The organism is Pseudomonas sp. SIMBA_067, assembly GCF_046534675.1.
Classification (GTDB): Bacteria; Pseudomonadota; Gammaproteobacteria; order Pseudomonadales; family Pseudomonadaceae; genus Aquipseudomonas; species Aquipseudomonas putida.
In genome coordinates this window covers 1-293 of sequence record NZ_JAWRYH010000249.1, presented here as the reverse complement: position 1 = coordinate 293, position 293 = coordinate 1, and the positions used below count along the sequence as shown (strand labels likewise).

Here is a 293-nt window from a genome sequence, read left to right as displayed (position 1 = left end):
GTATGGCATTACCGAATTCGACCTCAGCGAAGACACCTTGCTGACGGTGGGCTTCAGCTACCTGCGCAGCGACATCGACTCGCCCCTGCGCTCCGGCCTGCCCACACGCTTCTCGACCGGTGAGCGCACCAACCTCAAACGTTCGCTCAACGCCGCGCCGGACTGGTCCTACAACGACCACGAGCAAACCAGCTTCTTCACCTCTATCGAACAGCAACTGGGCAACGGCTGGAGCGGCAAGATCGAGCTCACCCATGCCGAGAACAAGTTCGACGAGCTGTTCAACTTTGCCA

At 59.7% G+C, this 293-nt stretch carries 1 pseudogene; it reads left to right on the top strand.

Annotation, left to right across the window (positions count from 1 at the left end):
* Positions 1-293: pseudogene (locus SB765_RS28955) on the top strand (TonB-dependent siderophore receptor); the annotation flags it as partial.